This window comes from Pseudomonas helleri, assembly GCF_045830615.1.
Lineage (GTDB): Bacteria > Pseudomonadota > Gammaproteobacteria > Pseudomonadales > Pseudomonadaceae > Aquipseudomonas > Aquipseudomonas helleri.
The window spans coordinates 3105548-3131387 of sequence record NZ_CP174501.1; the positions used below are offsets into that span (position 1 = coordinate 3105548).

A 25840-nucleotide genomic window follows, 5' to 3' on the forward strand; every position below is an offset into this window, starting at 1 on the left:
CGGGCCAGCAAGCAATGCCCAGCCGAGACACGCAACTTTCACCTTTGCACCCGCTTGGTTATGCTCGGCGCTGGCTGAAGCTGCCCGCCCTTTTGTCTCTCTTGAGCATCAAGGCTTGGCAGCGCGAGCATCCAGACATGTCGGTGACAGGAGGCAGCATGTTTTCAATCGAATTCGAAAAACCCATCCCCATCTTGCGAATGTTTGACGAGGCCAAGGCGCGGGAGTTTTATCTCGAGTTTCTGGGTTTTAACGTGGAGTTCGAGCATCGCTTTGAACCTGGCATGCCGTTGTACCTGGGCATCAGCCGTAACGGGCTTGAACTGCATTTGTCGGAACATCACGGCGATGCCAGCCCGGGTTCGACGCTGTTTGTCCCGATGCACAATATCGAGCTGTTTCACGCTGAGTTAGCAGCCAAACACTATGGTTATGCGCGCCCGCAAATCGTTCAACAGGACTGGGGCCAAGTGCTGGAAGTGCACGACCCTTTCGGCAACCGCATACGATTCTGTCAACGCTGATCGGCCCACCAGCGCGGGCTGATAAAAAATTATGTGGAAATGATACTGTTTCTCATTAGAATGCTCCCCGAGCACGCTGGATTTGCGTGGGAATGGCGGGAGCGGTTCAGCATGAGTACAGAGGACAGTCAGCAAAAACTGAGCGAGCTTTTCATCAACCAGCGGGTTTCGCTGGTGCGGATGCTCTCGCGGGTGGTGGGCTGCGCCAGCCTGGCAGAAGACCTGGCGCAGGAAACCTATGTAAAAGTGGCCCATGCGCTGAAAACCCGGCCAGTGGAGTTTCTGCACCCTTTTTTGTATCAGACCGCCCGCTACCTGGCCTTCGATCACCTGCGCAGCTTACGCAGCAAAAGGCGCTTCGAATGCCAGGTCAGCGATGAGCGCCATTTGACCGAAATCGCCACCACCGCCCCCGGCCCGGACAGTCAGCTGCAAGGCCAGCAGTCCCTGAAGCAGTTTCAGGCTGCCCTCAAGACCTTGCCCAAGCGCCAGCAACAGATTCTGGTGCTGAGCCGATTACAGGACCTGTCCAAAGGAGAAATCGCCCAGCGCCTGGATGTTTCGATCAGTACGGTTGAAAAAGATTTGCGTACTGCGCTTAATGCCTGCGCCAAAGCCATCCAGAAGCAAGCCGCCCATGACTGACTCACCCACCGCCCCTGTTGTGCCCAGCGAGCACGTGCAACGTCAGGCAACCGACTGGTTCGCCCAGCGCGAAGAAATGGCCCGGCAACCCGCCTTGCGTCAACGCTTTGAACAATGGCGTACGGCAAACCCCGAACACCGCGCCGCCTACCAGACCCTGGAAAACCTGTGGCAAAGCCATGCGTTCGAGCAAGCGCTGCGCAGCCTTGAACTGGATCTCGACCTGCCCGCCGCCCCGCCCCACAAGCCGCGCAAGGTGTGGGCGTTTGCCACAGCAGCGATGCTGCTGCTCATGCTCACCAGCGCCTGGTTGTCAGACCTGCCGATGCACCTGCGCGCCGATCAAATGACTGGCGTGGCAGAGGTCAGACACCTCACCCTGGGCGATGGCTCGCAGATTGTGCTGGGCAGTAACAGCGCCATCAGCACCGACATCAACGCCGATCACCGGCGCATCCGCTTATTGCGGGGTGAGTTTTTTATCGAAGCCTCCCATGATCCATCGCGCCCGCTGGAAATCGACGCCGCCGACGCCCGCGTCACCGTGGTCGGCACCCAATTCAGCGTGGCCCTCCAGGGCGAGAACGTTACCGTCGCAGTACGTGAAGGCAAGGTGCGCTTTACCGACAAGGCCGGTGAGCAAAGCCTGTTGCAGGCCGGCAACTGGCAACAGTTCGAAAACGGTCATTTGCAAGACCTCAACAGCGACGGGGCTGAACGGCAAATGGCCTGGGTGCAAGGCCGACTGTCATTTCAGGACCAGCCACTGGCGCAGGTGCTGAACACCCTCGGGCGTTACTACCCGCAGCCCATCCTGTTGTTCAACGAAGCGGCGGCCAAACACCGTGTCAGCGGCAATTACCAACTGAACAATCCCGTGGCAATCGTTGAGGCGCTGAATAAAGTCACGTCAACCCAACTGACGCGTTTGCCCGGTGGTGTGCTGGTGATTCATTAAGAGTTGAGTATCGTCACGGCCCGACGAGCAACTGTCACTTAGACCGCGTTCCTGGGCCGGTCGCCGCTGACCAGCTCGCCGAGCTCGATGTCATGTTCCAGTCGGCAACGATGATCCACCAACACCAGGGTGTTGCCGCTACGCTCGACGAAACGATGCAGCGCCTGCACACGCTCGGCCAGTTGTTCGGAGGGCAAAGCGCTGAACGGCTCATCCAGCAATAAAAGATGGTGGTGTTCCTTCGGCAATGTGCTCAGCCAGGTATCCAGCCATCTGCTTGCCCCGGACGCACCGCTGAGCAACGCCAGGGTATTGCTGTCCAGGTAATAGCGGGTTGATGTCAGGTCCTGCGTCGCGCCCGGTTCTTCTATGACCACATCGGTGATACCCGCCACGCCCTTGAGATACTCGCTCTTGCCGGATCCGGAGTGGCCAGACAGCGAATACAACCGGCCCAGTTCCAGGTGCAGAGCGCGATAGCCACGTTGAGCGATAAAGGGCGCGATGCGCAGGCTCTGCCCGGCGATCACAACAGCCACCGAGCTTTTAGGCCGGGCAAAATGTTGCAGGCGCTCCACCGACACCGACTGCGATTTGAACCCCGTGATGGCTAGAAACACATTGGCCAGGTCGGAACGCACCAGCAGCAAGGCCGTGACCGCGAGCACAAAAGCCGATTCGCAGGTCTGATAAAAACTGCCCATCAGGGCCACCAGGACAATCACCAGATCGCTGAGCAAGGTGCAACTGGCCGCAGTGATGTTGCGGGCGATCACGCTGCGCATGCGGGTAGTGTAGAAATGCTGCAGCCCATCAGCTATCGCGTCCCGCTGGGTCAGCGCCAGCCAGTCGCCCAGGCGTTCGAAACCCACGCCAGCGATCCGGGAAATGGCAAACGCCACATGGGCCGAGCGTAGAAGGGAGTCGAATCCCTTCACGCTCTCGACTCGAGTTCGATACAGCTCGTTGATCGAAAGACGATACAACACCGCCAGCAGACCGCTGAACAGTAGCGCCACGGCGATGCCGAACAGGCCAAACCCCATCCACAAGGCCACGCCATTGCACAGCAACAACGCGATGATCCAGGCAATGTCGTGGGCATACCAGGCAATGCGTTCGAATGTAGTGGTGATATCGCGAGAAACCACCTGCAACGCATCAGCCAGGCCGGTGACCCGGATGTCGCGCAGGCCAACGGTGAACAAGCAGGAAAAGCGGCTGCGCAACAGATTCTCGATAAACAGCGCGCCCGTGATTCCTGCTCCTACCCCGGCCACGACATACAACAGAACCTGCCACGGCGAGTAACCGGCCTCTGGCAGCGTCAGGTTGGCCGCATAGCTCATCATCAGCGCCGGCACCCACAACATCAGCACACCCCAGCCACAGTACTTGAACAGATCGGCGAGACTGAAGCGGGCCGGCGGCGGGTCTCGGGCAGGCACTGACGAAGCCATCCGCTCGCCGACTTGGGCCAGCGGGCCTTCGCGCAGCGCTATCGCCCTTGTGGCCGATGGGCTGAAGCTTACCCAAGGCAGGCGCTCCAAGGCGTCTTTCACTGCCAACGCAGCCGTAGCGTCCAACGCCGACAAGTCGTGATCAATACTTAGGGTCCCATCCTGGGCACGAGCCATAAATACCCCACGCAGCAGTTGCAAACGCATGCGCTGCCCGGCAGAGAGGTTGCTCCCGTTCAGCTCGACAGGCAGTTGCAGGACCTGATGTGGGTCCTGTCCTAGCTCGGGTATCAGCCGCAAAGCACCCAGCAACGCGTGCAGATTTTCGCGTTGGCTCTCCAGCGGGCCAGGAATCAGCTCGATCAGCGCCGCGGGCCAGATCGGCCAGTCGGCATCGAACGCGATCAAACCGCACACCTTATCGGCTGCAGCTGGGGGTAATAGCGAATGCCTGGAGGAATTCTGATACAGGCCATTGAGCTCTTTCAGAGAGCGGCCGACAGCCTTGTAACTCACATAGGAACGGGGTAACTCGAGCACCGCCGCCAGCAACGGAATGCTCAGCCAGAAAATCGCCCCGTCCCAGACCATAGCCGATTCAGAGGTGCCCAGCAGCCCCAGCAAGACAAAAGGAATCAGGCGGCCGAAACCGATGATATAGCTGTCGGCACCGCGCAGGAGCGTATCCACGTTTCGCAGGAAGCGTTCGCCCGCCAGCGTCCGCTCAATACTCTGCAAGGCTGTGCGGTCAGCGAACTGCTTGAGCCACGGTCCTTCGCGCAACCATACCGAACACTGTTCGATACGCTGTGCCACCCTGTCCATGATCCGCTTGTAATTAGGGTCCGAGAGCCTGGCCAACAGATAGGAAAGCGGCAGGAATGCACCGATCACCGCAACCGCCCAGAACCCTGCGCGGCCAAAGACCAACAACGCCAGCAGGATTGAAAGCAGCAGGAAAATCGGAATCGCCAACAGGTTAACGCAGGCACCGATCCCGTCGAGAATGATGCTGAAATCCCGCAAAACTACCCGTTCCAGCACCGAGACCTCTACCCGGAGGTGCATTTTACGCGCCAAAAGGCGCTCGAACTCGCGGCATAACCTCAAGGAGATGTAGCGTTCCAGATTGAGCTCGCTCACCACCAGCAAAAAAACGCTGATGGCCAAGAACAGCAGGAGCGCGACATCGGCACTTCCCTGGGCCATCACCAGAGTGCTCAGCCTATAGATGAACAACAACGGCACGCTGTATTGCAATAACGACACCAGCACATAAGCGCCGACCGCCCAGGGCGCAACGCTAAAGACCAAGCCGAAAAAACCATCGGCAAAGGATCGTCCTTCAGAGGGAGCGGCCATCCGATAGCACAATGCCGGTGTAAAGCAGTACATCCACCTCATGGCAGCGCCTGCTCGTAATACATCCGCCCAGGCCCCAAGGCCTGTACACGTTGCAGGCAGTCGCGGATTTTCTGCAGATCGTAATAGTGGGCAGGAATCTCACGGCATGCACAGTAATGGGCCACCCACTCCTCCAGATCCCACGAGAACTCCGGGCCCGCTCCCAGGAAGCGGCTCAAGGACACGATGTCGAACCACACGCTGCGATGCAGGGAATGAGTCTCCAGGTCGAACGAGGGGACACGGCAGCGACATACCAACACTAGATAACGGAAAAGGCACTCGCAACGCTAAAAAGGCGCAAGGAGTAACTTTGGGAAGCGTCCTACAAGAGGGCGAACGGTAATTGTCCTAGGCTAAAGCACAGAGAATTAAAACTGTCGCGGCCTGACTTTACTCGGGACTGTGCGGACTTCGTATTGAGTGGTCGTGATTGCCGAGTTGACGAATCCAGACGAAGAAAGCCGCATATGATTAGGACGACCGCCATGGCTCACACACCATGGCGGTGTCATTCAGGTCAGCGCGAAGCCCAGGCGTTGAACCGCTGTTCCAGTTGTTCGCCGTGATCGGCCCAGAACAGCGCATCTACCGGGATCTGCTGCGCCAGGTTGGCAGGCGCGGTGGGCAGTTCGGCGATCCGGGCCTTGTCGAGCAGGTCCATGGCGCGCATGTTGGCGGCGCCGTAGTCGATGTTTTCGGCGAAGTTTTTCTGCTGTTCAGGCTCTAACGTAAAAGCGATGAACTCGCGGGTCTTGTCTTGATGCTTGGCGCCTTTGGGGATGGCCCAGGAATCGAACTCGTAGAGCCCGCCGTTCCAGACCAGGTCCAGGTCATACTTTTTCTTTTGCTCGGCCGAGAGCCGTCCGTTGTAGACGGAACTCATCACCACGTCCCCGGCAGCCAAAAACTGCGGCGGCTGGGCACCGGCCTCCCACCATTGAATGTGCGGTTTAATCTGGTCCAGTTTGGCAAAGGCACGGTCCTGACCGGCCTTGGTCGCCAAGGTGGTGTAGACCTCGGCAGGCGCAACGCCGTCAGCGATCAAGGCAAACTCCAGGGTCGACTTGGCCAGTTTGCGCAGGCCACGTTTACCCGGGAATTTCTCGACATCCCAGAAGTCCTGCCAGCCGGTAGGCGCCTCTTTCAGCTTCTTGGTGTTGTAGGCCAGTACCGTCGAGTAGACGAGAAAGCCGATGCCGCACGGCTGGATGGCGCCTGGCACGAAGTCTTTGGGGTCGAGGCCGATTTGCGCCGGATCGAGGGTTTCGAACATGCCCTCGTCGCAGCCGCGAGCCAGCTCGGCAGACTCAACTTCCACGGTATTCCAGGACACGCTGCCGGTGTCGACCATGGCTTTGACCTTGGCCATTTCCCCGTTGTATTCACCGGAAATCACCTTGCTGCCATCGGCCTTTTGCCAAGGCTTGTAGAAGGCTTTTACCTGGGCGTCCTTGTTGGCGCCGCCAAACGAAACGATGGTGAGGTCGGCCGCGAGGCCGTGGCTGGCAGTGACGATCCCCGTTGCCAGAACTGCGAATTTCAGAGCTTTGATCATTATTGTTATCTCCTACTGTTCAAGGGTGATTGCACATCACTCGAATGGGTCTTGCTCTCCTGTTGCGGGCTGAATGAACGGCGTAAGGTGGCACGGTGCTATTGAGGGTAAAAGTCTGCTTTCCTGATGCTTGGATCGGTTTTGACTAAACAATGGCAGGCTCCCACGCACTTCATTGCAGGTAGAAGCGCGCCCCGCGCAAAAAAATTCAAAAAGTTTTACGGCTTTCGTGAGCTCAACCCGTCAAGGTGTTTGTTATTGCAAATACTTCCTATTCACTCGGGGCTCGCATGTACTTTCCTACCCTCAACACCACCTATGCACGCAGCGCATTGGCGCTCGCTGTTTTCCTCGCATACAGCAACGTTCAGGCCGTCGAGCCCGCAACCACCTCCGTCAGCAATACAGCGCTGGACACCCACAGTTTCGCGATTGCCCGCCAGCCGCTGGCCAATGCGCTGGACCAACTGAGCACCCAGAGCGGGCTGCAAATCGCCTACTCCGCAGACATGGCCCAGGGCATTACCTCGCCGGGCGTCAACGGCACCATGACCACCCGCCAGGCCTTGACTCAACTGCTGAGCGGCAGCGGCCTTGAAGCCCAGTCGAGTGGCGAAAATGCCGTGGTGCTGGCGCCGGTGCCGCAAACCGGTTCGGCACTGGAACTGGGCGCGACAGCGGTCACCAGCAACCTGTTGGGTACCGTGACCGAAGGCTCGGGGTCCTACACGCCGGGCACCATCGCCACCGCCACCCGGTTGGTGCTGACACCGCGTGAAACACCGCAAACGGTCACCGTTGTGACCCGTCAGCACATGGACGACTTCGGCCTCAACAACGTCGACGACGTGATGCGCCACACACCCGGCATCACCGTGTCGGCCTATGACAGTGACCGCAGCAACTACTACGCACGCGGGTTCTCGATCAGCAACTTCCAGTACGACGGCATCCCGTCGGCCACCACCAACGTCGGCTATTCGGCAGGCAATACCTTGAGCGACACGGCCATTTATGACCGTATTGAAGTGATCAAGGGCTCGACCGGCCTGCTCACCGGGGCTGGTTCGTTGGGCGCGGTCATCAACCTGGTGCGCAAAAAACCCACCTCTGAGTTCAAAGGCCATGCCACGCTCGGTGCGGGCTCGTGGGACGACTACCGCAGCGAAGTGGACGTAAGCGGCCCCCTGACCGAAACCGGTAACGTGCGTGGCCGCGCCGTCGCGGCTTATCAGGACAAAAACTCGTACCAGGACCACTACTCGCGCAAAACCTCGGTGTTCTACGGGATTCTCGAATTTGACCTGACGCCCGACACACTACTGACCGTGGGCGGCGACTATCAGGACAACAAACCCATGGGCTCGAGCTGGTCCGGAAGCTACCCGCTGATCAATTCCAAGGGTGACCTCAACAGCGTCAAACGCTCATTCAACAACGGCACCGACTGGAGCAACTGGAAGCAATACACCCGCACCGTATTCGCCACGCTTGAGCATGACCTGGGCGAAGGCTGGGTGACCAAGCTGCAACTGGACCACAAGCTCAATGGCTACGATGCGCAAATGGGCTCGATCCAGGGTGACTACCCGTATGAAGACGGCACCACCCCGATCAACGCCCAACGCTACGTTGGCAACACGCGCAGCAACTCGGCCGACCTGTATGTGAGCGGCCCCTTCCAGCTGTTTGGTCGTGAACATGAAATGGTCCTTGGCGGCTCGATCAGCTCGGCCCACTGGAAGGGTCAAGGCTACTGGAACCCCATCTACCAGGGCACCAATCTGGTGGACTTCAACAACTGGGACGGCCACGCCGAAAAACCGGCCTGGGGGCCTGTTGGCCAATACACCGATGACGTGATTCGCCAGACCGGCACCTACATGACCACCCGCTTCAACGTCACTGATGACTTGAAAGTGCTGGTCGGTGGCCGCGTGGTGGACTACCACATGACTGGCAACACGCCGTCGTACCGCGAATCCGGGCGCTTCATTCCCTATGTCGGGGCCATTTACGACCTGAATGACACCTACTCCGTGTACGCCAGCTACACCGATATTTTCATTCCGCAGGAAAACTACAACCGCGACCGAAATGATCGCCTGATTGATCCGGACAAAGGCGAGAACTACGAAGTGGGTCTCAAGGCCGAGTTCCTTGAAGGCCGACTGAACGCTAGCCTGGCTTACTTCGAGATCAAGGAAAGCAACCGTTCAGTACCCGATGATGCCTACAACAACCTCAAGCCGACCCCTTCCAACTATGCGTTCGTCGGCACCAAAGCCCGGACCAAAGGCTTTGAATTTGAACTGTCGGGCGAGCTGAGCCCTGGCTGGCAGGTACAAGGCGGCTACACCCACAAGATCGTGCGCGACGACAACGGCGAGAAAATCTCCACCTTCGAACCGCAGGACCAGTTCAAGGTGTACACCAGCTACAAACTGCAAGGCCAGCTGGACAAATTTACCGTGGGTGGCGGCGCACGCTGGCAGAACACCGCGTGGCAAAACATCTGGAACTCACCGCACGGCCAGTACGAGAAGTTTGAACAGCCGGACTACTGGGTGGTTGACCTGATGACCCGTTACCAGATCAGCAAAAACCTCTCGGCTACGGTGAACGTCAACAACCTGTTCGACAAATACTACTTCACCAACATCGGCTTCTATAACTCGGCGGTGTACGGCGAACCGCGTAACTTCATGGTGACCACGCGCTGGGATTTCTGATGCAGAGAAAAAATCGCAGCCGTCGTTCCTCGGCAGCTCCTACGTCCGATGTAGGATCTGCCGCAGGCTGCGATATTTTTAACGTTGTTCAAAGTGCTCCAGCGAAAGCTCCAGCCCCACATGAGATAGCGCGGTGGCCACTGCCTCGCCAGCGTGGGTCGCCGGCTCGATCACCCGCTCAAACATTGCGGTTTCAGCCGCCCTTACCGCTTCGCGCCAGTCATCGCTACTCAGCAAATGGCGCGCAAGCTCGGCCGCATCAAGCATCGCCGCATTCACCCCTTCCCCACCAAATGGCGACATCACGTGCGCTGCATCTCCGATCAGGGTGAGTCCGTTTCGGTTGGGCCAATGATGCCCCACGGGCAGCGCATACAATGGCCGTGCAACCAGCAGGTCGTTACTGGCCCGGATCAAATCAGTAAACACCGGCGCCCAACCGCTGAACTCCTGCTCAAGCCGGGCGCGTGCTGTTGCCGGTGAGCTGAATGCAAAGGTCGCATCGGCCCAGCCTGCCGGCACCCGAAACATCGCATAACCGCGCAAATGCGCATGGGCATTGCGCTGCACAATCAACCCGCGACCGTCACCTTGCACATCCATTTTGCCGGGCCCCACCAGCGCGGATAACGCCGGGTAGCGGCTGTCAGCCGAATCGATGCCAAACTCAACCAGCGTCAGCCCCGTATAGGCTGGCTGATAACGCGACAGCAACGGCCGCACCCGTGACCACGTGCCATCTGCACCCACCACCAAGTCAAAAGGCCCGACCGTTTCGCCCTCGAACACCAGCTCCCATGTACCGTCCTCACGGGGCTGCACGCGCTGCAAGGTCTTGCCCCACTGAACGGAGGGCCCAGCCAGTGATTGCAGGAGCATCTCGCGCAACGCCGTCCGGTCAACTTCCGGGCGCTCGCCCTGCGCTGCGGAGTCATCCGTAGCGTAAATCAAACGCCCGGTCTTGTCATACAGGCGATCGCCCTGGTCCTCATAACGGGCAATGCCCATGAACGCTTCGGACAACCCCGCGCACTCGATGGCGTGCTGCCCGGAACCGACATGCAGGTCGAGCGTGCCGCCCTGCGGTCGCTCATGGGCATGCGCCTCACGCTCAAACACCGTCGCCTGCACACCGTGCTGCTGGAGGATCCGCGTCAGGGTCAAACCGCCAGGACCGGCGCCAATAATGGCAATGCGCAGTAATTGAGTCATGGACTTGGCGCCTCATTCAATTTATATAGGCTCCTATATAACACGCTCGAGTGGCCATTTACATGAACACACTAGATTGGGATTTGTTCGCCAAACCGGCCCCGCTGATCAACATGGCAGCGCGCAGCTTTTCCCGTTTGGGCGAGCGGCGCCTCAAAAGCCTGGGGCTCAATGTTGCTCAGGTCCCGGTGCTCTACCTGCTGCGCAATGGCGAGGCGCTGTCACAGAAAAGCCTCGCCCAATTGACCCGGGTCGAACAGCCGTCCATGGCGCAAACCCTGGTCAGAATGGAACGTGAAGGCCTGATCCAGCGCACCCCGGCCCCGGATGACCGCAGGAGCCAACTAATTTCATTGACCGGCGCCGCACTGGCAAAACTGCCCGCTGCCCGCGAAGCGCTGGATGCGGGCAGCAGCCGCGCCCTGGAAGGTTTTAGCGACGCAGAGGCGGCAACACTGCTGGCTTTACTGCGTCGCCTCAACCAGAACCTGGACCGGATGGTGATTGAAGAAGCGCTGCTCTAGCGCCGGGCACTGGCGGTGCGAAACACCCACAAACTGGCCGCCATCGACAACCATGCCTACGCACCGCAACTCTCTGTAGCCGCTGACGAGGTACGAAGGCTGCGATGCGGGCCGCAGGACCGCCGCTTGGGGGCGCTTCGCTCCCCATCGCAGCCTCATGCTTCGACAGCGACTACAAGTACAGCCATGCCCACGCGCCGCAATTCTCTGTAGTCGCTGACGAGGCACGAAGGCTGCGATGCGGGCCGCAGGACCGCCGTTTGGGGGCGCTTCGCTCCCCATCGCAGCCTCATGCTTCGACAGCGACTACAAGTACAGCCATGCCCACGCGCCGCAGTTCTCTGTAGCCGCTGACGAGGCACGAAGGCTGCGATGCGGGCCGCAGGACCGCCGTCTGGGGGCGCTTCGCTCCCCATCGCAGCCTCATGCTTCGACAGCGACTACAAGTACAGCCATGCCTACGCGCCGCAATTCTCTGTAGTCGCTGACAAGGTACGAAGGCTGCGATGCGGGCCGCAGGACCGCCGTCTGGGGGCGCTTCGCTCCCCATCGCAGCCTCATACTTCGGCAGCGACTACAAGTACAGCCATGCCCACGCGCCGCAGTTCTCTGTAGTCGCTGACGAGGCACGAAGGCTGCGATGCGGGCCGCAGGACCGCCGTCTGGGGGCGCTTCGCACCCCATCGCAGCCTCATGCTTCGACAGCGACTACAAGTACAGCCATACCCACGCGCCGCACTTCCCTGTAGTCGCTGACGAGGCACGAAGGCTGCGATGCGGGCCGCAGGACCGCCGTTTGGGGGCGCTTCGCTTCCCATCGCAGCCTCATACTTCGGCAGCGACTACAAGTACAGCCATGCCCACGCGCCGCAATTATCTGTAGTCGCTGACAAGGCACGAAGGCTGCGATGCGGGCCGCAGGACCGCCGTCTGGGGGCGCTTCGCACCCCATCGCATCCTCAAGCTTGGGCAGCGACTACAGTACGGTCTCGAAACACCCAGTAACTGGCCGCCATCAACAACCATGCTGCCATCGCGCCATACAGCATCACCCAGCCGAAGCCGTGGGCCAATGCCGCGCCCTGCCCCACACCATTGACGCTACCCGCTGAAATGGTCTGCGCCAGCACGCGCAATTGCTCCTCATCGACCAGGCCGGTCACGCTGCCACGCAACGAAGACAGCGTGCCTTGCACGAGGATAAAACCCATCAACGCGATGTTCACCGCGAGGCTGATCATGCGCGCGCTGATGTCGATGCCCGAGGCCATGCCTGAGCGCTCGCTGGGTACAGAACAGGTGGTGGTATTGGTCACCGGGGTGTTGGTCAGGCCAAGTCCGGTCCCGGCCAGTACGCAACCGGCCAGCATGGTCAGCCAACTGGCCTGCTCGACGCTGCTGCCCCATTTCATCAACAAAAAGCCCAGGCCGATGGTGAACAAACCCACGGGGATCACCCTTTCGGCGCGGTAGCGCAGCGCCAGGCGTTCGCCAAGGGGCGGCACCACCAGCGTCGGCAAGGTGTACGCCAGTAGGGCCAAGCCGGTCCCCACACTGCTGTAGCCCAGGCTGTTTTGAAAGTACAACGGTAGGTAGATCATAAAAGGCCAAAAACTGAAGTTCATCGCCGCAGCGCCAATCAGCGCGCCCGAAAAACGCCGAATACGCAGGACCGAAAAGTCGAACATCGCATCGCTGCGACGGCGCTGCGACCCTACAAACACAGCAAAACTCAGCACTGCCGCGAGCAAGCTGAACAGAGCCTCGCGAGTGCCAAACCCGGTGACCGCACCTTGAGTCAAAAACCATGAAAGCCCCAGCACCGCCAATGACAGCGACGTAATGCCCAGCACATCCAGACGCCGACGTTGCGGGTCTTTGGACTCGTCGACCCCGGCAATCACCAGCAGCAGCGCCAGCACGGCAATCGGCGCATGCACCAGAAACACCCATTCCCAACTCGACACGGCGACAATGCCCGCGCCAATGATCGGACCAAAGCCCAGGCCAATGCCGAAGACAATGCCCCAGGCGCTGAAAGCTTTACCCCGTGCAGCCGCTGACTGAAACCTGTGGGAGAGCACTGCCACCTGGCAGATCAACATCGCCCCGGCCGCCATGCCTTGCAGAAAACGGCTGGCAATCAGCACGTCATTGTCGGGTGCCAGGCCGCAGCTCAACGAGGTGATGCCGAACAACACCAGGCTGATCATAAACACGCGTTTACGCCCGTAACGATCCGCCAGTGTACCGATGGCCATCAGCACCATGGTACAGGCGATGGTGTAGGCATTCATGATCCACTGCAGATCGCTGAAATTACTGTTCAGCTCTGCCTCAAGGGTAGGCAGGATGGCCGGTACGCTGGATATTTCGAGGCCAAACATCAGGGCTGCAATGCACACGGCAGCCAGGGTAAAAGCATCTTTTTGTGCGGGGGAGAACAGCATGGCGATCTTCCAGATCAAAGGGATGGGTACTGGCAAAGGCTCCATAAGGTATTGCTGCCAGCATCACCCGAGGTGTCTTCAGGCGACCGCGCGCATTCTGCGAGCAATTAAAAAATGACAAAAATGATTTAATTTCGTAGGTTTTATTAATTTTCATCATGAGTGGGCCAAATGGATTTCGACCCGGCGCTGTTGCGCGCCTTTATTGCAATCAAAGAAACCGGCAGCTTCACCCGTGCCGCAGAGCGGATGCACATCAGCCAATCGGCCATAAGCCATCAGATCCGGCGTCTCGAAGAACAGGCCGCAACCAAACTGCTGAGCCGCACCACCCGCAGTTTGACGCTGACCGAAGATGGCGAGGATTTTCTGCGCCACGCCGAATGCATCCTCAAGGCACAGGACGCGTTGATCCGCCGTTTTGCCACCTCATCGGTGTCAGGTGCCGTGCGCTTTGGCCTGCCCGAGAACTTTATCGGTGACGGTTTGCCGCCGTTGCTGACGCGCTTTACCCGCCAATTCCCGGCCGTGCGCCTGGACGTCACGGTTTGCCCTTACCTTGACCTGCGCGCACAGGTCGACACCGACAAGCTTGATCTGGCCGTGGTGCTGGCACTGCCGGGCAGCCCGCCGGCGGGCACGGTTTTGCGTGAAACTCACTTTGTCTGGGCGGCTGCGCACGACTTCGAGTTCTCAGGGGAGAACCCGCTACCGCTGGCCTTTGCCCCCATGCCTTGTGTACATCGGCAAGTGGCCATCGACGCGCTGCAAAACTCCAGCGTGCAATGGCGGGTGGCGTTCACCTCACCCAGCCAGCAAGGCTTGCGCGCAGCGGTACTGGCCGGGCTGGCCGTGACCGCTTTGCCTTTGGGTGATCTGGAACCCGGCATGCGCGTGATTGACGGCCACTACGGCCTGCCAGCGTTGCCTGAAGCGGACTTCCGGCTTATCTGGAGTACCACCACCAAAACCCCGGCGGCCTGCGCATTCGGGCAATTGCTGATCGGTGAATGTGAATGACAGGCCTCGCAGAAACAGCCTGATCAAGCGCCTTCAAACTTGAACGGCGCAGCCACTTCAAAGCGGCCCGACACTTCGCCAGAGAAGATGTTGCTCTGATTCGGCCCCAGATCGAGCTTTTTAACCTTGCCGGTGGCCTGGGACAGATCCAGTTTTTTCAGGTCCACCCAGAATGTATTCGGGGTGACGGCCGACTCAAAAAAGTACAGCCCCTGCTTGTGGTCGATAACCGAGCGCCAACGGGTCGAGGAGATATTCGGCTCGCCGGGGGTGGTGATGCCGTAAGGCACCGACACGTTGCGGATCACGCTAAACACGCTGGCCAATGACAAACGCGCATCTTGATCCTTGGGCACCGCGTTCACGTAAAACGACGCACGCGCAAAACGGTCCGCAGACCGGTTGGTGCCGGGCAACATGACCGTGCCGCCAATTGCCTGCCAGTAAGCGTTCATCGCCAGCTGGGCTTCGAACGCCGGGGAGTTGGTCATCACCTGATACTTGCGGCTGTGATGAATCACTTGCTTGCCGTCGATGTATTCAATGATCGCGCTGTCGCCCGAGGCATCAGACATTGACAGGTGCAGCGTGGCCAGTCGGCTTTCGCCCGGCACTTGCGCAGTCACTACATTGAATGGCTCGGTTTTGAGCACTTCAACGGCCTCGGCTACGGTGCTGAAGTTGTCCAGAACGTATTGCGCCCAAGCGGCAATGCTCAAGCCGGGTTTGTCCTTGTTGAACGGCGGATACTCCGACTCCACCAGCCACAAGACGTTGGCCGCCAGGCCGGCTTCGTTGACGCCGTCAGTGGTGGAAATGTCGTAACCGCTGGCAATCAGGCTGCCGTACTTGGAGGTCCACTTGACGGACGAAGGCCCGACTTCACCCGTGCGCTGCATGCCCTTGGGAAACACCCACAGGTTGGTCGCGACGTCGGTTTTCCAGTCCATGGAACGGGCCGTGATCACGCTGTGATCGTCGCCCAGGTACACCAGCCGGGTGCACGCCTGCGCCAATGGCAGTGATAAAACAAACCCTGATACCGCCAGTACCAGCGCTTTGAGAACAGGCTTTTTCATTCCGTTGATCCTTGCAAAAACAGATTAGAAACGCATGGACAAGCCCAACACCGGGCCGCGCTGAGTCACATCGTATTTAAAGGTGTTGCCGGTAAAATCCCGGCTTTTGTATTCCTGCGCCAGCACCCGATAACCGACCCGCACAATCGTCGGGTTATCGAACAGGTACAGGCGATAGCCGAGGTAAGCCTGGGCGTTGTAGGTTTTTTTCGATGAAGTATCAAACCCGCCGGTGTCCGCCGCGCCAGACAGCGTCCAGCGATCGGTCAGGTCGGCCTGCATGCGCAGCCCTACAAACGGGTCGGTCCACTCGGTTTTTTTCTTGGTGCTGTAGCCCACCGGGTCGATCTCGACTTTGGTCGACAGCTTGGTCCAGCGCAGCCCCGCCGTGGGCTCAACCCGCCAGCTACGTGGCTCGCCAAACACATTGTTGCCGCCTAAAGCGTATTCATACACCCGGTAATACACGCCCCCTGCCAGGGTGCTCTGAGTGATGTCCAGGCCGATTTTCTGGCCGTAGGCACGTTCAGACTGGCTGGTCTTGGCGTAGACCCCGTCCAGGTAAAAGCCCAGTTTGCGGTTGGTGACTTCCAGGTTGCCCATAAAGACCCGGTTGAGATTATTGAAAATCTCGCGAAAGCCGACATCCGCCTTGGCATCAACCCCGCCCAACGCCACTTGACCATTCATGGCCGGGGCCCAGACAAAAGGGCTGACCAATACCAGCCATTCATCTTTATCAGTACTGGATTTGCCCTGAGAATCGTCGGCATTTGCCGTCGTGTAAACGCCCATTAAAGGCCAGGCAATGCACATCATTCTGAACATCTGCTTAGCCGCAACTAGCCTCAGTGTCATCGCTTTCGTCTTCCTGACTGCAAGTTCTAAATTTCTGACCACTGTGTATAGCACAGCCATCCTGAACCGCTAATGCATGCCCGCGAAAACCTGCAGGACCCGCCACCCCGTCTTCGATTCCGCGCTGTCGCGCATCAAACGGGCCACCGATAATCGACAGAATCCCCCAATCGGTCCCTCTCCTTCGGGAGAGGCGTGGGGAGAGGCTCTCAGATCAAAAAACCAGATCAAGATCAACAGATCGCGAGACAAGCTCGCTCCTACAGGGCCGTTTGATAAGAGGGGGTCGCTCCGTCTTCGACGCCGCGCTGTCGCGCAGCAAACAGGCCACCGAATATCTTCAGCATCCCCCAATCAGTTCCCTCTCCTTCGGGAGAGGGCTAGGGTGAGGGGCTCTTGATTTTTTTGTACATATCCGTTGCTGCGGCAACGGCCACTTAGGGTTCCGGCCTTACGCCGCGTCACTTTGAAAGCGCAAAGTAACCAAACGCTTTTTGCCCCACCACTCGGTGCCTCGCTGTGGCTCGGCATGCCCTCACCACAGGCCTTGCTCCGTGGGCCCGCCGCGATCGGCCATCCTTGGCCGTGTCGCGGCTAACCCGGCGTCCTGCCGGGTTACCCTCTGCGCAACACCTGCGTTCGGCCAGCGTGGTTTAACGGGGCCTCTCAGATCAAAAACCAGATCAAGATCAACAGATCGCGAGACAAGCTCGCTCCTACAGAGCCTTTAGAATCAATCACTTATTTTATGTCTGATAAGAACGGGCGCGTTCTGGATCTTTTGATCATCGCCCAGCCGCTATTTAACCAGGCGTTTTTCCTTGGACGGCCGATAGCCAAAGTAGGCGCTGTAGCATTTACTGAAATGACTGGGCGAGACAAATCCGCACGCCACCAGCACATCAACCTGCGACAGTTCGGTGTGTTGCAACAAGCGGCGCGCTTCGGTAATGCGCAACTCCATGTAATAACGCTGTGGCGTGGTGCCCAGCTGTTCCTTGAACAACCGCTCAAGCTGGCGACGCGAGCGCCCCGCGTACACCGCCAACTGTTCCAGTTCCAGCGGCTCTTCAAGGTTGGCATCCATCAGTTTCAACACTTCACGCAAGGGCGCGCTGACGCTGATTTTTTCGGTGGGTTTGATACGTCGGTAACGCGACTCTTCAAACGCCAGAATGTCCTCGACCCCTTCAACCAGCGCTTTGTCATGCAGGCTCTTGATCCACGCAAGGGCCATCTGAATCGCCCCCGAGGGGCTGGAGGCCGTGAGCCGGTCGCGGTCAATCACAAAAGGCTCGCTGGTCACATGCGCCGTCTTGGACACTTCGGCCAACGCCGGGCGATGCTCAGGGTGAATCGCACACCGATAGCCTTCCAGCAACCCCGCACTGCCGAGAAACCAGGCGCCATTCCACAACCCGGCCAAGGTAATGCCCTGTTGCGCAGCGGTTTTAAGCACGTGGGTAAACGCCTCATCGCTGTTCAGTTCAGTGCGGTAGCCGCCGCACACCACCAGCACATCCAGCGCGTAGAGCTGCGACACATCAAGCTGCGAATCGGGCCGGATCACCAGCCCCAGGTCACTGACCACCTCGCCTTGCGCCAGGCCGAAAGTCTGGGTGGCAAACAACCCTGGGCGCAGCAAGTTGGCGGTGATCAGGGCATCCAGCGCCTGGGTAAACGCTGGCAGAGAAAAGTGCTCAAGCAGGACAAAACCCACGCGCACCGTTGGCCGGTCCAGACCCGGGTTTTCGGTTAGATAGCGCAGGTTCTTGCCTTTAAGGCCTGCACTGAATTGACGACGCTCAATCACGATTCGATCCATCTGGTCAGGTTAACGAACAGCCGCATGTACCGGGCCGATCATACCTGCAGAGGTATCGATTATCAGAACAATGCTGACTTCACCCGTGAAGGGTGAATGCCTGCATTCGCCAAGCACCACACGTCAACGCCGATGGGCCAACGAACGCACCATCCGGTCGCCCAGGCTTTGCGCACTCTGCACCAGAACCACCAGCACGATGACGGTGACCACCATCACCTGGTTGTTGAAGCGTTGATAGCCGTAGCGAATGGCCAAATCACCCAGCCCGCCGCCGCCAATAACCCCGGCCATGGATGAAAAGCCAATCAGCATGACCAGGGTCAAGGTCACGCCCGCCACTAACGCCGGCAAGGCTTCGGGCAGCAGCACTTTAAAGATCACATCACGCAGATCACCGCCCATGGCGAGGATCGCTTCTATGCGGCCCTTGTCGACTTCGTCCAGGGCGTTTTCGACAATTCGCGCAAAGAACGGGAACGCGCCAATGGTGATGGGCACCACCGCCGCCGTGCTGCCCAACGTGGTACCGACAATAAGCCGGGTCAGCGGGATCAAGGCGATGAGCATGACCACGAACGGCAATGAACGCCCGAGGTTGACCAGCCCTCCCAGGCTTTTATGCAATTGCGGCATCGGATAAATGCCGCCACTGCGACTGATAAACAGCAGTACCCCCAAAGGCAGGCCGATCAGCAGGGTAAACAGCCCCGCCAACAGCACCATGTACAGGGTTTCGCCGGTGGCATTGAACACCAGTTGCAAAATCTCGTTCCAATCGATCGTTCGGTTCATGTGCGTTCTACCCTGACGCCGCGCTGTTTAAGAAAGTCCACGACCTGGGTCAACTTCAGTTCGCTGCCCGGCTGACGCAAGGCCACACGCAAACGGCCCACGTTTTGCCCGCCAACGGATTCAACCCCTTGGGCCAGCAAGTCCACTGCGACACCGTGCTGGCGAGTCAATTCGCTGAGCACTGGCGTGGCCAGCAGCGAGTCGAAAAAGCTCAGTTCCAGTACCTGCGCGTTACTGCCCAGTGCAGTGCTGTAGCCCGGTAACAAGGAGCGACCGAGTGCAGAGTCGGGGTTGGCCAACAGCTGAGCAATCGGCCCCGCCTCGACCAGACGACCATTGGCCAGTGAGGCGGCGTGGTCACATATGGACTTGACCACGTCCAGCTCGTGGGTGATCAGAACGATAGTCAGCCCCAACTGGCGATTGATGTCGCGCAGCAGTTCGATAATCGAGGCTGTGGTTTCCGGGTCGAGGGCGCTGGTTGCCTCGTCCGAAAGCAGGTAGGCAGGCCGCGCAGCCAAGGCCCGGGCGATGCCCACCCGCTGCTTTTGCCCGCCGGACAACTGCGACGGGAACGCCAGCGCCTTGTCACTCAGGCCCACCAGCTCCAACAACTCCAGCACCCGCGCCTGACGCTGCGATTTACTGACCTTGGCAATTTCCAGAGGCACGGCGATGTTGTCAAAAACATTACGCGAGTGCAGCAGGTTGAAGCCCTGAAAGATCATGCCGATGCGTTGCCGTTGCAGGCGCAATTCACGATCTGACAACGCTGTCAGGTCTGCGCCGTCCAGCACAATACGCCCGGCACTGGGCCGTTCGAGCAGGTTGAGACAGCGCAGCAGCGTCGATTTACCCGCCCCGCTACGCCCAAGAATCCCGTAGATGGCACCGTCTGGAATGCTCAATGACACTTGATCCAGTGAAGGCCCCTGCCCCGGTACGTACGTCTTGCTCAACTGCTCGATGCTGATCATGGCCGGGCACCCACCTGGGTCACGGGCAAGACCGAGCCGGTGTAGGAATCGGTAATGAACGTGGCCACTTCGGGCGACGTCAGGTCCTTGGCCAGGCGCTTGATGCGCGGGTCATCCAGCAGCCTGGGCGTGGTCACCAGAATATTGGCGTACGGGTTGTTCTCGACCTTTTCGAGCCCCAAGGCGTCCTTGGCCGGCACCAGCCCGGCTTCCAGCGCGTAGTTGCCATTGATCACCGCCAGATCAAGGTCGCCCAGCGCCCGTGGGATCTGCGCCGACTCCACTTCGAGGATTTTCAGTTGTTTGGGGTTTTCAGCGATGTCCTTGGGGGTTGCCTGCTCTGCCGCGGGGTCGTTGAAGCCGGGTTTGAGCTTGATCAGGCCGTTGTCTTGCAGCAGATACAGGGCACGGCTGAGGTTGGTCACGTTATTGGGCACGGCGACGGTGCCCTTGACCGGTACATCGGCGAAGCTTTTATGGCGCTGGGAATAAATGCCCAGTGGCTCGATGTGCACGGTCGCGGCCACGGCAAATTTTTGCCCCAAAGCCTGTTCCTGCGACTTTAAATACGGCAAGTGCTGGGTGTAATTGGCATCGACATCACCGTGGGCCAACAGTTCGTTAGCGTTGATGCCGCTGGTGAGTTCGATCACCTTGATCTTCAGTTCCGGATCGATTTTGCGCACGTATTCCAGAATCTGCGCATGGGGCACCGGGTCGGCTGCTATTCGCAGGGTTTCCAGTGCCAATGCATCGTAAGACGTCAGCAAGCTGCCGAGCACCGCCAGGGTCAATCCTGTTTGTTTCAACATGGTCAAAATCCTTGATCGGGTGAGGGACTCAAGCGCTCAGCGCGTCGGGAATCAGTGCATCGGCGTAATAACGTTGGGCGACATCGGGGTGCGAACGCAGGCGACCCTTAAGGTAGTTCCAGCCCACATCCCGAAACAACGGGTTGTCCGGGTCGCTGGCAGGTCCACGGGCCTCGCGCAACAGCGCCGCAGGCAATGGATACAGCGGCACCACGGCATCTAGTCGGGCACCCAGGAAGAACGCGATCGACAAACGCTCGCTGCCCTGGGCCGGTGACACCACACGGTGCACAGTGGCGCGCAGATAGCCATTAGTCGCGAGCTCGAGCAACTCGCCAATGTTCACCACCAGGGTGTTGGCGCGCGGCAGTGCGTCAATCCAGCGCCCCTCTTCAACCTCGACCTGCAAACCCGCCTGCTGGTCCTGCAACAGAAAACTCAGAAAACCTGAATCCTTGTGTGCCCCAACCCCCTGGTTGCTGGCATCTGCCGCCTGGCCCGGATAGCGAATCAACTTGATGTGTTCATTGGGTGTGTCGCCGTACAACTGATCAAAGGCGTGCTCGGGCAGCGACAGCGCCTGGGCAAACGCACGCAACAAACGCAAGGACATAGCGGTCATCGCCTGCTGCCATTCCAGCAGCAAGGGTTTCAGCTCGGGCAGCGCTTCGGGCCACTGGTTCGGGCCTTGCAGACGTGCCCAGAACGGGCTGTTTGGGTCAGTGGGCAGCACCGCCCGTTCAGCGCCAAGGTCGAACTGCTCGCGCAGATCGGGCTTGCCACGGGTGATCTCGGAAGCGGCGCGGTTGTAGCCGCGAAAGTGCGGGGAGTTGATCATCCCGACGGCCGCTTTATCGGCGTCGGGCAAGGCGAAGAATTGCCGAGAATGCTGTTGCACCTGGCTCAACAACTCGCTGTCGATGCCATGCCCGGTCAAATAGAAAAAGCCAACGTCCCGTGCCGCGTTACGCAACTCCTCAAAAAAGCCCTGACGCTGCGCCACGGTGCCTTCAAGCAGCGACAAGTCGAGGACTGGCAAGGCGGTGATATCCCTTGTATGCGACATGCTTCACTCCCATGTGAATCAATGAAGATCGCGGGCGATGTAACTGCCCTGCGTTTCATTAAAGCTAAACGATCTTAAAAATCACCATCCAATACCTTTTTAGAATTAGCTTAAGTAAAAAACCACCTTGCCTCGTGATCTTTTTGATTCATTAAAAGATCGCGAGGCAAGCTCGCTCCTACAGAGGTTATTTGTCTGAATAGGGAGGACACGCTAAGTCCAAAATCGAATTAACAAATGAAAATTCAGTATTTATAGAAATAAGAACATCGGATTACTGTGGGTCCACTGAGTTGCCACTGCCCAAGGATCTGACCATGTCCGTATCTGCCAATGTCATTGATTTCGCCCTTTACCGAAAACGCCGTCAGGCACGTGCGGCGGCTGAGCTGATGTGGACTGCGTACGCAGCACGAGCCGGGATCGCTGTGTTTTTTGCCCCGCCGGTGAGTTCGTCCAGCGATACCCGCCGGGCGTAACGTGGATGAATTACCTGCACACCGTTCCCGATCTGCCAGAACTCCCTCCCCCCGCCAAAGACTGTAATAACGGCGACGATGACGCCATTGGCCAATGCGTCGCCCTCAACCTGCAACGCCTGCGCAGCAAACGCTACTTGTCACTGGATGCACTGGCCCGCGCCAGCGGCGTGAGTCGGGCGATGCTGGCGCAGATTGAGTCCGGGCGCAGCGTGCCCTCGATCAAGGTGCTGTGCAAAATTGCCAAGGGGCTGAAAGTCTCGGTGGCCGCGTTTCTGGAAAACCGCGCGTTTGAAGGGGTCGAGTTGCTGCCGGCGCAACAGAGCAAGCGACTGGTCAGTGCCAGTGGTGCGTTCACCAGCCGGGCGTTGTTCCCCTACGACAGGGCGCGCCAGTCCGAGTTTTACGAGATTCGCCTCAAGCCATTGGGCGAAGAAGTGTCCGAGGGGCATGGCCCCGGCATTCAGGAGAACCTGGTGGTGGCCCAGGGAGTGGTGGAGGTCAGCGTTAACGAAGAACGTTATTTACTCTCGACCGGGAACTCGATCCTGTTCTATGCCGACCAGCCCCACCGCTATCGCAACCCGGCGGACAGCGAAGCCGTGGCGTTTCTGGTGATTACCTACCCCGAACGCCTGGATTAAATGCTGTAGTCGCTGCCGCAGGCTGCGATACGGGCCGAAGGACCGTCAAGCGGGCTGCAACCGATAAGCGGCCGCAACCGTCAAGCGGGCCGCTGCGCAGCCCATCGCAGCCTCGTTCCTCGTCAGCGACTACGGGGGGGTTAGCAGGTGCAGCACATCATTGGCATGCCGTTGCAGCTCATCATCATCGGCATGGCGCAGTCGTTCATCATTTTCATCATCAACATGCAGCAGTTGTTCATCATGTCCATGCTCATGCCGGGCATCGGCATCATCATGCAGGTCATGCCATCTGCTTCCATTTTGCATTGCATGACGCATTTCATCATCGGCATAGGCATGCCCATTGGCATCATCATCGGCATGTTCATGCTCGACATGCTGTTCATCATCGCCATGCCGTCTTCAGACATGCACATCATCGACATGTTGGCGCACTGCATCATCATCGGCATGCCGCAGTTCATCATCATCGCCATCATTTCGGCGTTGTTTTTGAACATTGCCATGTCCATGCCCGCAGCTGGCTTCATGGTGCACTTCATGCCCTTGTCGGTCATTTCGCACTTCATGGTGGCCATCATCATCGGCATGCCCATCATCGGCATCATTGGCATGGAGGTGTTCATTGGCATTTGCATGGCGTTCATCATGTTCGAAACTCCGTAATCGACAGTCATGTAGAAATTCTGGGTTCGATTTTAGAGCGCCCCGAGGCCCGCGCAAGGTGACGGCCGAGCAGCAGAAATAGCCGTTGCACCGCCTGTTTACCCAAGCAATACAGCCTTTAACGCTGCCATTGCAGGTAAATACTTGTTGCAACTGCATAATCTGTCTGCTGCTACAGCTATACCGACGCAATAGATATTCATTCGAGGAATATCTAAAGACCTTAAAGAAATAAACGGTCTAACCAATGATCAATCAAGGCCAGACCGGTTCGGGGCAGGTCACTCAGCCCGCCAACAGCGCAACCAGGGCCGGTACGGTCAGCACCGCGGTGTAATACCCCATGAACTGCACGCCGATGTTGAAGCCCAGAAAGCGCGAGAGAAAACCGCCCAGCAGGCCAACGGTGACAATCACCAGCAAGCCGAGCAAACCGCCCTCCCAGATCCCGATCACCAGAATCAGCCCGACAAACGTCGCGATTACCGCTTCGTGGCTGATTTTGCGCGACACGTACGACGCCGCGCGATACGCGTAGTTCATGGTGAAGGGATAGGCGATCAACAAGGCCACCACCACTGCCAACATGCCATAGCCGAGAAACTCCCAGGTGCTGAGCAACGAGTGCAGGTTGTGCACCTCGCCCGAGGCCGAGTCCACGCTAAAGCGCGGCGGCGCGTTGAACAACGGCGCTGCCGGGCCCGCCGCCACCGGGCTCAGTGGCAAGCCAAAGGCAATCAGCGGGATCAGCGCCTCGGCGATGTAGGTGGACTCGGTCACGCCATTGCGCGCGGTAATCACTGTGGTCAGGCGGTGGTAGACATGCTTGACCCGCGAGCCGACCAGTTCACCCATGATCACAGTCATGGCCACCGGGCTGAACACGAAGGTTGCACTGGAGATTACAGCGGTAATGCCGGTCCACAGGCTTTGTTTGCGGTCCAGAACCTTGAGCGGGTTGGGAAAGAAGCCGCCGCCGCTTTTTACATCAGGCGACAGTGAAAACGTGCGCACTTCACTGCGGCGCATGTTCTCGCGCTCGGCCGGGGCCATCATCGCGAACAGGGCTGCAATCAACGGCCCGATGGCGATGCCCAGAAAGTAACTGACGGTGAGCTTGACCCCGTATTGGCCGGTCAGGGTTTGCAGGCCGAGAATAATCAGCACAAAGGGGATCAAGGCCAGTACCGCCGCCAGCCGCCCTTTCGAAAACCACGCAATGGCAATCGCCGCCGCCAGGAAAATCCACGGCGCCGAGCGTTTGATGGTGTCGCCAAACGGCGCCAGCATGACCGCAAACAGAACTGCCATGGGCACGGCGATCAGCGCAGCAATCACCGCCCCGGAAATCATCTTGCGCAAGGCAATGTGCGGCACCCCGAGGTTGCGCAAAAAGTTGGCCTCGCGCATCAACGGCGTGGCCATGGTGTCACCGGGAATCCCCAGCAGGGCCGTGGGCACGGCGTGGGTCATGTGCTTGGCCACCGCACCGGCCAGAAAGAACGTCAGCACTCCCGGCGCAGGCACGCCCAACAGCACCACCAGCAAGGTCAGCGGTGCCAGGGTGGTGGTTTCATCGCTGCCGGAAATCAGCCCGATGGCGGCAAAAATTACCGCCCCCAGAATGCCCATGCCCAGGGCAATCAGCACTTGATCGAACAATGAAACGATCATGAGCGGCCTCCATTGGCAGCCAGGCCATCGACCGCTGGCGGCGAATCAGCCCCGGCGTTGTGCAAGCCCTTCTCGTAGTCCACGAACAGCTCGTACAGGTCCATCTCCTTGAGCTCGGCGATGGTTTCGGGGGGCAAATCAGCCAGACGCCCAAGGTCACCAAACTCGCTTTGCAAATCCTTCAAGATCTGGCTGCGCCAGGCCGGGTCTGCCTCGTGCTCGACCACATGGCGCTTGGGTTTGAACAGGCTCGCACTGATTGCCCCGCCCACCAGGCAACCCACGATGCCCACCAGCATGGCGTAGGCCCGGGCCATCTGTGCGGAGGCCACCCACTCAAGCAAAAAGTGCTGTGCGGTAAAAAACGCGCTGAGGCTGACGATGGCGCCAATCAAAATGGCGTACACCAGATGGCGCACATCAACCGTGTCACCCCAGACTTCATAGAGTTCAGGTTTCAAAGAATTCTCCCACT

General features: G+C 58.9%; 22 protein-coding genes and 1 pseudogene. 9 read left to right on the forward strand and 14 right to left on the reverse strand.

Annotated elements, in window-relative coordinates:
* Positions 1 to 167: 167 nt before the first annotated feature.
* The 3 genes and pseudogenes from ACJJU9_RS13815 to ACJJU9_RS13825 form a co-directional block, all read left to right on the forward strand.
* Positions 168 to 524: pseudogene (locus tag ACJJU9_RS13815) on the forward strand (glyoxalase superfamily protein); the annotation flags it as partial.
* A 111-nt stretch (positions 525 to 635) separates the two neighbouring features.
* Positions 636 to 1169: an RNA polymerase sigma factor gene (locus ACJJU9_RS13820; protein WP_123749411.1), complete on the forward strand. Its 534-nt coding sequence runs from the start codon at positions 636 to 638 to the stop codon at positions 1167 to 1169.
* Positions 1162 to 2127 carry a FecR family protein gene (locus ACJJU9_RS13825; RefSeq protein ID WP_407728751.1) on the forward strand — a complete coding sequence of 322 codons (966 nt, stop codon included), beginning with the start codon at positions 1162 to 1164 and terminating at the stop codon, positions 2125 to 2127. The genes ACJJU9_RS13820 and ACJJU9_RS13825 overlap by 8 nt, the downstream gene beginning before the upstream one ends.
* Before the next feature lie 38 nt (positions 2128 to 2165).
* On the opposite strand, the gene ACJJU9_RS13830 is transcribed toward ACJJU9_RS13825, so the two are convergent.
* From ACJJU9_RS13830 to ACJJU9_RS13840, 3 genes are all read right to left on the reverse strand, one after another.
* Positions 2166 to 4949: an ABC transporter ATP-binding protein gene (locus ACJJU9_RS13830; RefSeq protein ID WP_407728752.1), complete on the reverse strand. Its 2784-nt coding sequence runs from the start codon at positions 4947 to 4949 to the stop codon at positions 2166 to 2168.
* Positions 4950 to 4987: 38 nt separating this feature from the next.
* Positions 4988 to 5176, reverse strand: coding sequence for a hypothetical protein (locus tag ACJJU9_RS13835; RefSeq protein WP_153363898.1), 189 nt, complete (start codon positions 5174 to 5176; stop codon positions 4988 to 4990).
* A 335-nt stretch (positions 5177 to 5511) separates the two neighbouring features.
* Positions 5512 to 6549, reverse strand: coding sequence for an ABC transporter substrate-binding protein (locus ACJJU9_RS13840; protein ID WP_123749415.1), 1038 nt, complete (start codon positions 6547 to 6549; stop codon positions 5512 to 5514).
* 290 nt (positions 6550 to 6839) lie between these two features.
* On the opposite strand from ACJJU9_RS13840, the gene ACJJU9_RS13845 reads away from it, so the two are divergent.
* Positions 6840 to 9281 carry a TonB-dependent siderophore receptor gene (locus tag ACJJU9_RS13845; RefSeq protein ID WP_407728753.1) on the forward strand — a complete coding sequence of 814 codons (2442 nt, stop codon included), beginning with the start codon at positions 6840 to 6842 and terminating at the stop codon, positions 9279 to 9281.
* Between the two features lie 78 nt (positions 9282 to 9359).
* Here the strand turns inward: ACJJU9_RS13845 and ACJJU9_RS13850 are convergent, their stop codons facing one another.
* Positions 9360 to 10493, reverse strand: coding sequence for an FAD-dependent oxidoreductase (locus tag ACJJU9_RS13850; protein ID WP_407728754.1), 1134 nt, complete (start codon positions 10491 to 10493; stop codon positions 9360 to 9362).
* Positions 10494 to 10555: 62 nt separating this feature from the next.
* Between ACJJU9_RS13850 and ACJJU9_RS13855 the strand changes: the two genes are divergently transcribed.
* A complete protein-coding gene (locus ACJJU9_RS13855) occupies positions 10556 to 11017 on the forward strand; it encodes a MarR family winged helix-turn-helix transcriptional regulator (RefSeq protein ID WP_407728755.1) in 462 nt (153 codons plus the stop codon).
* 959 nt (positions 11018 to 11976) lie between these two features.
* Here ACJJU9_RS13855 and ACJJU9_RS13860 read toward each other — a convergent pair.
* Entirely contained in the window at positions 11977 to 13467 is a 1491-nt protein-coding gene (locus ACJJU9_RS13860; RefSeq protein ID WP_407728756.1) for an MFS transporter, read from the reverse strand.
* Between the two features lie 171 nt (positions 13468 to 13638).
* On the opposite strand from ACJJU9_RS13860, the gene ACJJU9_RS13865 reads away from it, so the two are divergent.
* On the forward strand, positions 13639 to 14487 hold the full coding sequence (locus tag ACJJU9_RS13865) for a LysR substrate-binding domain-containing protein (RefSeq protein WP_407728757.1): 849 nt from the start codon (positions 13639 to 13641) through the stop codon (positions 14485 to 14487).
* Positions 14488 to 14510: 23 nt separating this feature from the next.
* Here the strand turns inward: ACJJU9_RS13865 and ACJJU9_RS13870 are convergent, their stop codons facing one another.
* From ACJJU9_RS13870 to ACJJU9_RS13900, 7 genes are all read right to left on the reverse strand, one after another.
* Positions 14511 to 15566 (reverse strand): linear amide C-N hydrolase, encoded by a 1056-nt coding sequence (locus ACJJU9_RS13870; RefSeq protein WP_153332026.1) that lies wholly within the window; start codon positions 15564 to 15566, stop codon positions 14511 to 14513.
* Positions 15567 to 15590: 24 nt separating this feature from the next.
* Positions 15591 to 16394 carry a hypothetical protein gene (locus ACJJU9_RS13875; RefSeq protein ID WP_407728758.1) on the reverse strand — a complete coding sequence of 268 codons (804 nt, stop codon included), beginning with the start codon at positions 16392 to 16394 and terminating at the stop codon, positions 15591 to 15593.
* Between the two features lie 829 nt (positions 16395 to 17223).
* Positions 17224 to 18249, reverse strand: coding sequence for a GlxA family transcriptional regulator (locus ACJJU9_RS13880; RefSeq protein WP_407728759.1), 1026 nt, complete (start codon positions 18247 to 18249; stop codon positions 17224 to 17226).
* Positions 18250 to 18372: 123 nt separating this feature from the next.
* On the reverse strand, positions 18373 to 19044 hold the full coding sequence (locus ACJJU9_RS13885) for a methionine ABC transporter permease (protein WP_407728760.1): 672 nt from the start codon (positions 19042 to 19044) through the stop codon (positions 18373 to 18375).
* Positions 19041 to 20021, reverse strand: coding sequence for a methionine ABC transporter ATP-binding protein (locus ACJJU9_RS13890; RefSeq protein ID WP_407728761.1), 981 nt, complete (start codon positions 20019 to 20021; stop codon positions 19041 to 19043). Before ACJJU9_RS13890 ends, ACJJU9_RS13885 begins: the two co-directional genes overlap by 4 nt.
* The gene (locus ACJJU9_RS13895) at positions 20018 to 20833 is read right to left on the reverse strand and encodes a MetQ/NlpA family ABC transporter substrate-binding protein (RefSeq protein ID WP_407728762.1); all 816 of its coding nucleotides are present in this window, start codon (positions 20831 to 20833) and stop codon (positions 20018 to 20020) included. The genes ACJJU9_RS13890 and ACJJU9_RS13895 overlap by 4 nt, the downstream gene beginning before the upstream one ends.
* 28 nt (positions 20834 to 20861) lie before the next feature.
* The gene (locus tag ACJJU9_RS13900; RefSeq protein WP_153332022.1) at positions 20862 to 21899 is read right to left on the reverse strand and encodes an isopenicillin N synthase family oxygenase; all 1038 of its coding nucleotides are present in this window, start codon (positions 21897 to 21899) and stop codon (positions 20862 to 20864) included.
* A gap of 317 nt (positions 21900 to 22216) precedes the next feature.
* Between ACJJU9_RS13900 and ACJJU9_RS13905 the strand changes: the two genes are divergently transcribed.
* The 3 genes from ACJJU9_RS13905 to ACJJU9_RS13915 all read left to right on the forward strand — a co-directional run bounded on the left by ACJJU9_RS13905 (position 22217) and on the right by ACJJU9_RS13915 (position 23691).
* A complete protein-coding gene (locus ACJJU9_RS13905; RefSeq protein ID WP_164488153.1) occupies positions 22217 to 22378 on the forward strand; it encodes a hypothetical protein in 162 nt (53 codons plus the stop codon).
* 5 nt (positions 22379 to 22383) lie between these two features.
* Entirely contained in the window at positions 22384 to 23022 is a 639-nt protein-coding gene (locus tag ACJJU9_RS13910) for a helix-turn-helix domain-containing protein (protein WP_407728763.1), read from the forward strand.
* Positions 23023 to 23169: 147 nt separating this feature from the next.
* Positions 23170 to 23691: a hypothetical protein gene (locus ACJJU9_RS13915; protein ID WP_407728764.1), complete on the forward strand. Its 522-nt coding sequence runs from the start codon at positions 23170 to 23172 to the stop codon at positions 23689 to 23691.
* 285 nt (positions 23692 to 23976) lie between these two features.
* Here ACJJU9_RS13915 and ACJJU9_RS13920 read toward each other — a convergent pair whose 3' ends face one another.
* The gene (locus tag ACJJU9_RS13920; RefSeq protein ID WP_048372638.1) at positions 23977 to 25365 is read right to left on the reverse strand and encodes a tripartite tricarboxylate transporter permease; all 1389 of its coding nucleotides are present in this window, start codon (positions 25363 to 25365) and stop codon (positions 23977 to 23979) included.
* The gene (locus tag ACJJU9_RS13925; RefSeq protein ID WP_153332013.1) at positions 25362 to 25826 is read right to left on the reverse strand and encodes a hypothetical protein; all 465 of its coding nucleotides are present in this window, start codon (positions 25824 to 25826) and stop codon (positions 25362 to 25364) included. The genes ACJJU9_RS13920 and ACJJU9_RS13925 overlap by 4 nt, the downstream gene beginning before the upstream one ends.
* Positions 25827 to 25840: the final 14 nt, after the last annotated feature.